Below are 268 nucleotides of genomic sequence, written 5' to 3'. Positions count from 1 at the left end.
GCCGCGACATCGAGGTTGCCGGCGGTGATCGTGCCGCCGGGGGCCTCAGCACTGTCGTACCACAGGGCGTAGGTTCCGCCGCTGAGGAGGAGCGCGGCGCCCGCGGCGCCGGCGACGATTCCGGTGAGCTTCTTGTTCATGGGGTTCTCCTTGAGAGGTGCGCTCTGTTGCGCGGTGGGGGTTGGGGTCAATCGAGGGCGGTGACGGGGCCCGTGGCCGTGCAGGTCATGCTCTCGCCTATGGCCAGCTGGGTCTTGGGGCACGAGAC

The 268-nt window shown here is 69.4% G+C and carries 1 protein-coding gene; it reads right to left on the bottom strand.

What is annotated here, in order from left to right:
* On the bottom strand, positions 1 to 140 hold a 140-nt coding region (locus SB658_RS24390), incomplete at its 3' end, for a TasA family protein (RefSeq protein ID WP_410602946.1).
* Positions 141 to 268: the final 128 nt, after the last annotated feature.

It is taken from the genome of Bacillus sp. SIMBA_008, from assembly GCF_046535495.1.
GTDB classification, from domain to species: Bacteria; Bacillota; Bacilli; order Bacillales; family Bacillaceae; genus Bacillus; species Bacillus subtilis.
Note: the sequence above shows the minus strand (reverse complement) of the source record. Positions and strands in the feature narration are given on the sequence as shown.